The following is a 7,090-nucleotide window of genomic DNA, read 5'->3' as shown; positions in this document are numbered from 1 at the left end:
AGATTACCCTAATTATTTATTATATTATTTATCAATTCGTATGCCGAGATAGTCTAGCCTGGTAAGGCGCGGGACTTGAAATCCCGTGGGGTAATCTCCGCCTGGGTTCAAATCCCAGTCTCGGCGTTTTTCTATAATTTTACTTTTTTTATTTTAATTTTTATTGTAATTTCAAATTTCTATTTTTTAATTATTATTCTAATTTTAATCATTTTTTTATCAAATTTTTATTTTCTATTTGCAGTAGATTTATTTAAAAAATTAGCTATTTTTTGATAAGGTTTTAAATTAATTTTAGTTTTCTTTAAACAATAGTTAAAACTAATCCTTTCGTTTATTTTAATTGGAAATTTAATTAAATCATATTTATTTGGAAAATAGTGTTTTATAAATTGTTTTATCTACATAAGAATTTTATTTTTTATTCATTAATTAAAAAATAGGTGTAAATGATCTATCAATTGGTAAATTAATTAAAAAAGTTCTTGGTTAAAAATAGTGTAATAAATGGTAAATTATTTGAAAAATAGTATGGTGGGAGTGTATAGATAGGATTAATATTAATTAAAAATTAATACTAACTAATCTATTTAAAGTTTTTTTCCGATTACAGTTAATAATGCTATAACAATAATGAAACCTATAATCATTACAATTGACATTGATGTTAATCCATTAATGATGTCTGCTACTAAATTCATAATATTCCTCCTTAAAAAATATAATTAAATATATTTTTATTTAATATACTATTTAAAATTTTTTTAATAAATCTGAATCAGTCTTTAAAAAATCTTAAACATATGATTTTCATTAATTAAAAGCTTTTTCCACTGCAATATTGGAAATCTTATCTGTAATCAGGATTATTGCAGAGACTATGATTATCAAAATCCAATCAACAAGTCCAATTGAACATGTCTTGAATATTGTCTGTAGGAACGGCACATATATTACGAGAACCTGCAATATGAATGATCCTATAAGGGATAGCCAAAGCATTGTATTTCTCATTTTGGAGCTGGACCTATAGTTCAATGCATTGAATAATTGATATAATACGAATACTGTAAATGCAACTGTAATTGCCTTGGTCTTTACATTTGCACCACCATTGTTCAATTCCCAGATGAACAATCCTAAAGTGCCTATGGTCATCACGAGTCCTGAAATGAAAATCTTCACCATTGTTTTCTTTCCAATAAGCTCTCCCCTTTCAGGCGGTCTTCTCATTAAATCCTCTTCTGGTCCTTCCAAACCTAAAGATTGTGCTGGTGGACCGTCCATTATGATGTTGATCCATAAAAGCTGAATAGGAGTAAATGGGGTTGGTATTGGCAATAGGGAACCAATTGTAATGGTTAGTATTGCTCCAATGTTTGTGGATAATTGGAATTTGAGGAATCTTTTGATGTTGTCATAAATGGTTCTTCCCTCTTTGATTGAAGAGACTATTGTAGCAAAATTGTCATCTTGAATGATCATATCTGCAGACTCTTTGGTCACATCTGTTCCGCTGCCCATTGCAACTCCAATGGATGCCTTTTTAAGTGCAGGCGCATCATTTACACCATCACCAGTCATTGAGACAATTTCACCTTGATTCTGCAGCACTTCGATGATTCTTCTTTTTTGTTCAGGATAAACTCTTGCATACACTCTTATATCCTTAGCGATTTTTTCATATTCCTCATCGCTTAAGTCTTCCAATTCCTGTCCAGTCAATATCTGTCTTTTGTTTGAATTTTCTGGAGTTTGGTTTGGGAGTATGCCTATTTCCTTTGCAATTGCAGTTGCAGTGTCCTTGTGGTCTCCAGTAATCATCACAATATTGATTCCTGCTTTTTGACAGTCTGCCACTGCATCAATGGCCTCTGCTCTAGGAGGATCCATTATTCCAAGAAGTCCAGTGAATATCAAGTCATTCTCAAATGATTCTCCATGATGCTTGCTTTCACTATATGTTTTGTGTATTTCATAATCCTGTTTGTTTTCAAATACCTTCTCATCACATTCGAGTATTTTTTCAAATGTTTTTGAGTCAATTTTCCTATAAGCAAGACCAATTACTCTTAAAGATGAATTGGTCATTTCATCAATTTTTGAGATTATGTTTTCCTTAATTTCATCATCGATAATTCTTATATTTCCATCATCCTCTATTGATTTGGAGAAGTCTAAAATTAATTCTGGCGCACCTTTAGTTAGCACATAGTAATTTTTATCAAAGGATATATCTTCACTCATATCATTTTCAACTTTTTCACTATAAATGATGGTCATCCTTTTTCTGTTGCTGTCTAAAGGTATCTCATATTCCTTGACCAAGTTCCTATTTTTATACAGATTTTCAAAATTATTTTCATATGCAAAGTTGTATGTTGCCAAATCTGTAGGATTTCCTATCAATTCATCATCTTCATATCTTACTGTATTGCATAATGCGGAAATTAAAACTGATTTTGACCTGTTTGTCAAGTAATCTTCCCTTACTGTCATTTTGTTTTCAGTCAAGGTTCCTGTCTTGTCAGTGCATATGTATGTACATGATCCTAATGTTTCGACAGATGACAATCTTTTGACTATTGCATTGGACTTTGCCATCTTTTGCATTCCCAATGCCAAAGTCAATGTTAGTACAGCTGGAAGCCCTTCAGGAATTGCTGCAACAGCTAGTGAAACTGCAGTCATAAAACTTTCAAGGATATCCACGCTTTGGAAAAATTCAATGAAGAAGACAAGAATACAGATGAAAATTGAGATGATTCCGATCTTTTTGCCTATTTTTCCAACTTTGATTGTCAATGGTGTCTCTTCTTCATCCTCTTGAATCATTTTAGCTATTTTTCCTATGGTTGTGTTCATACCTGTAGCTATGACGACGCCTATTCCTCTTCCAAATATGACATTTGAGTTCATTGAAACGATTTTGCTTTGGACATTATCCTCTTTGGAATATTTTTCAATATCCTTGATTTTGTCGGAAAAATCTTCAATATTGTTGTAATCTGTGTCCTTTTTAACTAGATTGGATTCTCCAGTCAAGGAAGATTCATCAACATATAAGTCATAAGCTTCAATTAAGATCAAATCAGCAGGGACTTTATCTCCCTCTTCAAGGAGTACAACATCTCCCACTGTAAGCTTTTCTCCAGGGATTCTTCTGATAGTGCCGTCTCTCTTTACATGAGCAATGGTATTGACTAAGCTTTTTAGCTTTTCCATAGCATTTTCTGCACGATACTCTTGGATAAAACCGATTATTGAGTTGATTATTACAACTACAAGTATGACAATTGCATCAAGGTGGTTTCCAATCATATAGCTTGCTATGGCTGCAATAATAAGCATGAATATTAAAACATCCAAGAATTGAGCTAAAAATAGTTTTAAAGGACTGTCTCTCTTTTTTTCCTTAAGTTTATTTAGGCCATACTTTCCTAGTCTAGCATTGGCCTCAGTACTGCTTAGTCCTTCCTTTTGTGTGGAGTACTGTTTTAATATTTCATCTATCAATATAATCCCCAAGTTTCTAATTATTAAAAATAGTTTCAGTTTTGCAAAGATGCATTTCAATTTGTTTTATTAAATGTAATTTATATGATTTATTTTAATTAATTTTTATAAAAATTATATCTTATTAATTAATATATTTAAGATTATTTTATATTAACTTATTGTTATTACTTTTTTGTTTAATTTTTATTTTTCATAGATATAGAATGAGGCACGGTTATAATTTTTCAATTTCATTTTTTGAGTTTTTATATTCAAATCCTCATTGAATAATGGCTTGATGATTAATGTTGCATTGACTTCATCTCTTATTTTCATGATTGCTTCCTGCAATTCACCTGGAGGTCTTATTGAAAAGAGTATGTCTGCATCTTCATAGATAGACATATCCGGATTGAATACATCATCTTTCACAATATCCTCATTTGCAGGATCAATGTCTGTCATTATCAAATCAATGTTTTCATTTTTACTTAAATTTTTGGAAATTGTTTGGAATTTGCCCACTCCAATTTCAACCATTTTTGTTTTTTGTCCTGTTTTTTCACTATTTTCAATAGCCAATTTAAGTAAAAATTCCTCTAAATCATTCCACATTTTTATTCCTTACAAGTTTTTTTTTTTTTTTTTTTTTTTTACTGGTATACTTATATCTATTTTCTAATAATTTAATATATTCTATTTTTGTTCTTTTTATGATTCTTATTTTTGATTCTATTTTTATTTTTAGAAATCTTTTTTATAGAGTAAAGTATATAGTTATAATAGTAAATTTACAAGTTAAAAATTATTAGTTAAAAATAATTATTTTATTTTTTAAATTATTTTATTATTTTAAATTATTTAGGTTTTTATATGTTTATTCGTGAATTTGTCCCTTCTGATTTGGGAAGGGTTTATCAAATTGAAGTGGAGTCTTTTTCAACCCCTTATGAAGTTGCCATTCTTCAGCAGTTGTATGATATAGGTGCTGGTTTTCTTGTTGCGATTGAAGATGGTGAAATCGTAGGATATATCATTTTCTGGGTAAAAGAAGAAGGTTTAGGTCATATTATAGCTCTTGCAGTTGATAAGAGATTCCGTGGTCAACATATAGCAACCCGTCTGCTTATGATGGCAGTGACAATCTTTAAAAATTGTGATATCCATAAAATCACTTTGGAAGTGAAATCACATAATGATGTTGCTGTAGCCTTTTATGAAAAGTTCGGATTCAAAATCGATAGAAAAGTTCCGGGCTATTATGAAGACGGATCTGATGCGTATGTCATGTTCTTTAACACAGACATGATTCAAAACTAATCATCTTTAGTCAAATCAAGCCTATAGCTAAGATTATTCTCTTTTTTCAATTCAGTCAAATCCTTATTGATTCTGATGTATTCCTTTTCAACTTCCAATAGGGATGTTACCAATCCTTCCCTATAGCTATTTACCTTTTTGTTGTCCAATAGGAATTTTTGTTGAGTGTAAGGTTTGGAATTGATGATTTCGGAAATTTCCTTATCTTCCAATTCAATGTTGATTTCAAGCATATCCCTAAATCTCTCAAATTCCTCTACTGTTTGAGGAACCTTATCGATTTCATGCCTGTTTATTAAATTTTGTGAGGATTTTAACTCTTCCAAATTCCTGTCCTCATATGCTTCTTTGGAACTATAGAATAAGTTTTCTTCATATGTTGTAGGTTCAAACAATAAATCTGGATGAATTTTTCTTATGCACTCCTTATAGATAGTGTCCAATTCTTTGAAATCCTGTTTCTTATTAAGATTATTCTTATGCTCTTCAATGAGGATGTTCACTTTTGCAGTTTCAGTTTCCAACTCGTTCTCTTCCTCTTTAAATTCATTTGTAATATGACTTTCAATCTCGCTCATATTGATTTTTGGCTTGTTGATTTTTGTTTGATTGATCTTTTTTTGGTTTTCTTCCAAATCCTTATCTTTAAATTGATTTGCAGATTGTTTTTCAATCATTTTTTTAATCATTTGGCTTGTTCTTTTGGTTTTCTTAATCTTAAGCTTGTATTCACTAATTTTGTATTTATATACACCAAATTTTAATGCATAATCTGTTTCTATCTGTTTGCAGGTAAAATTTATTAAATGATCTTCTTCAAAGAGTTTGCTGGCAAGAATCTCTTTCAAATAGCTTATTTCATCCTTTAAACTATTTATGTACTCTTCATTTTCCTGTGTTTTTTGCGTGTTTGTCATTTTTAAACTCCTTGTTTCTATTTATTTATCTGCGTCTTCTTTGCTGCCTATTTAATCTTCTTGGTTGATTAGGCGGATAATCATAATCTGAATAATATCCGGAATCCCTACTATTGTGCAATCTTCTAGGATTCCTGCCATACATTGCCTTCTGCCTTTTTTTCATATATCTTCTTTCTTTTCTTCTTCTGATTCTTCTTTTAATGCTTCTGATTATTTTTCTAATAATCAGCAACACTATAATTAATGCAATGAGTAAGACAGCTATTGGCAATAGGCTGAATAGTAAACTATCGTAGTATTTATGGAAGTCCATTTTTGAAGGGAAGTTCATTGTGCTTGCACTTGTGTCATCTTCTGTAAGCAAAGCAAAATTATAAACCAAATCATAATATCCGATGGTTGCACCTTCGTAATTGATGGAATCAGGTGCCTTTCCATGTTCATTCATATAGTCAACTACCATATCTGCCATTTTGCAGTAATCATTGAATGAATAGCTCCATCTATTGAAGCTGGAATACTTTTGAGGATTGTCCGGTGCTTCAAAATATGGGGGCACATCAAGACTATAGCCTGCTATGTATGAAGAGCTCATGTATAATAGTTGCTGTGTAGTGTAGGAACCATATGATTCTTTCATATCTGATCCATGTCCATCAACTATTAATTTGGAATCTTCCGCCAAGTATTTTGGATTCATGTTATGATTAACTATCAAATTGGTATCCAATTGTCTGCTATCGCCAGTTTGTGAATAGACTGCATTAATAATTTCATTTGCAATATATTCATTCACTGCATCGCTATCCGCTTTGATTATTCCTTTATGGCATTCATCAGGATATTCAATTGCTGGTTGGATTAGACTTATTCCAGCCTCACTTAAAAATCTTCCTGGGCTTTGCACTGATGCAAAGGTGTAATGTGACCAATTGTCATCGTAGGATCTTCTCAAGAAATTCACATTGTTCAAATCAACTGAACCTGCATTAATATAAATTACTTTTCTGGTTGTTCTTGAAGAGTAGTCTGCAAGCTCAACAAGATTTCCTGCGCAGGCAGCAGAAATTGTAACTCCAACATCGCTTCTTGCATTCATTAGCCTTGTCCCTTCTCCGGGATTTGAAGCCGAATCATCCACTATAACGATTATTTCGCCATTAGTTTTTGATTCGATTCTATCTTTGATATCATTTAATCTGTGCAAATCTGCATCATGCCCATTCATATTGTCTGAAGTTAAAAACACTGTGGTTGCATCCACACTTTCAGCAAATATTGGGGCTAATATGACCAATGATAAAATCAATATTGGAATAATCTTTTTCATAGTTTGAACTCTTAATTGGTTT

At 31.3% G+C, this 7,090-nt stretch carries 5 protein-coding genes and 1 tRNA gene; 2 read left to right on the top strand and 4 right to left on the bottom strand.

Annotated elements, in window-relative coordinates; all coding sequences use genetic code 11:
- Positions 1-42 precede the first annotated feature (42 nt).
- A tRNA-Ser gene (locus tag ACKI67_RS07695) sits at positions 43-126 on the top strand.
- A gap of 687 nt (positions 127-813) precedes the next feature.
- Here ACKI67_RS07695 and ACKI67_RS07690 read toward each other — a convergent pair.
- Positions 814-3,513, bottom strand: coding sequence for a cation-translocating P-type ATPase (locus ACKI67_RS07690; protein WP_407462901.1), 2,700 nt, complete (start codon positions 3,511-3,513; stop codon positions 814-816).
- A gap of 189 nt (positions 3,514-3,702) precedes the next feature.
- Positions 3,703-4,113, bottom strand: coding sequence for a UPF0146 family protein (locus tag ACKI67_RS07685; protein WP_407462900.1), 411 nt, complete (start codon positions 4,111-4,113; stop codon positions 3,703-3,705).
- A gap of 258 nt (positions 4,114-4,371) precedes the next feature.
- Here ACKI67_RS07685 and rimI point away from each other — a divergent pair, with 258 nt between their 5' ends.
- Positions 4,372-4,818, top strand: a complete 447-nt coding sequence (gene rimI, locus ACKI67_RS07680) for a ribosomal protein S18-alanine N-acetyltransferase (protein ID WP_407462899.1) — start codon at positions 4,372-4,374, stop codon at positions 4,816-4,818.
- Here the strand turns inward: rimI and ACKI67_RS07675 are convergent.
- Positions 4,815-5,735 (bottom strand): hypothetical protein, encoded by a 921-nt coding sequence (locus ACKI67_RS07675; RefSeq protein ID WP_407462898.1) that lies wholly within the window; start codon positions 5,733-5,735, stop codon positions 4,815-4,817. The genes rimI and ACKI67_RS07675 overlap by 4 nt on opposite strands.
- 25 nt (positions 5,736-5,760) lie before the next feature.
- Positions 5,761-7,090 (bottom strand): hypothetical protein (locus ACKI67_RS07670; protein ID WP_407462897.1); only part of this gene is annotated, 1,330 nt, incomplete at its 5' end.

It is taken from the genome of Methanobrevibacter sp., from assembly GCF_045577275.1.
GTDB lineage: Archaea > Methanobacteriota > Methanobacteria > Methanobacteriales > Methanobacteriaceae > Methanobrevibacter.
The sequence above is the reverse complement of the archived record's forward strand: the minus strand, read 5'-3'. Positions and strand labels throughout refer to the sequence as shown.

Coding starts and splice junctions, on each gene's coding strand:
- ACKI67_RS07685 (WP_407462900.1), bottom strand. CDS start 4,113: ATGTGGAATGATTTAGAGGAATTTTTACTTAAATTGGCTATTGAAAAT.
- rimI (WP_407462899.1), top strand. CDS start 4,372: ATGTTTATTCGTGAATTTGTCCCTTCTGATTTGGGAAGGGTTTATCAA.
- ACKI67_RS07675 (WP_407462898.1), bottom strand. CDS start 5,735: ATGACAAACACGCAAAAAACACAGGAAAATGAAGAGTACATAAATAGT.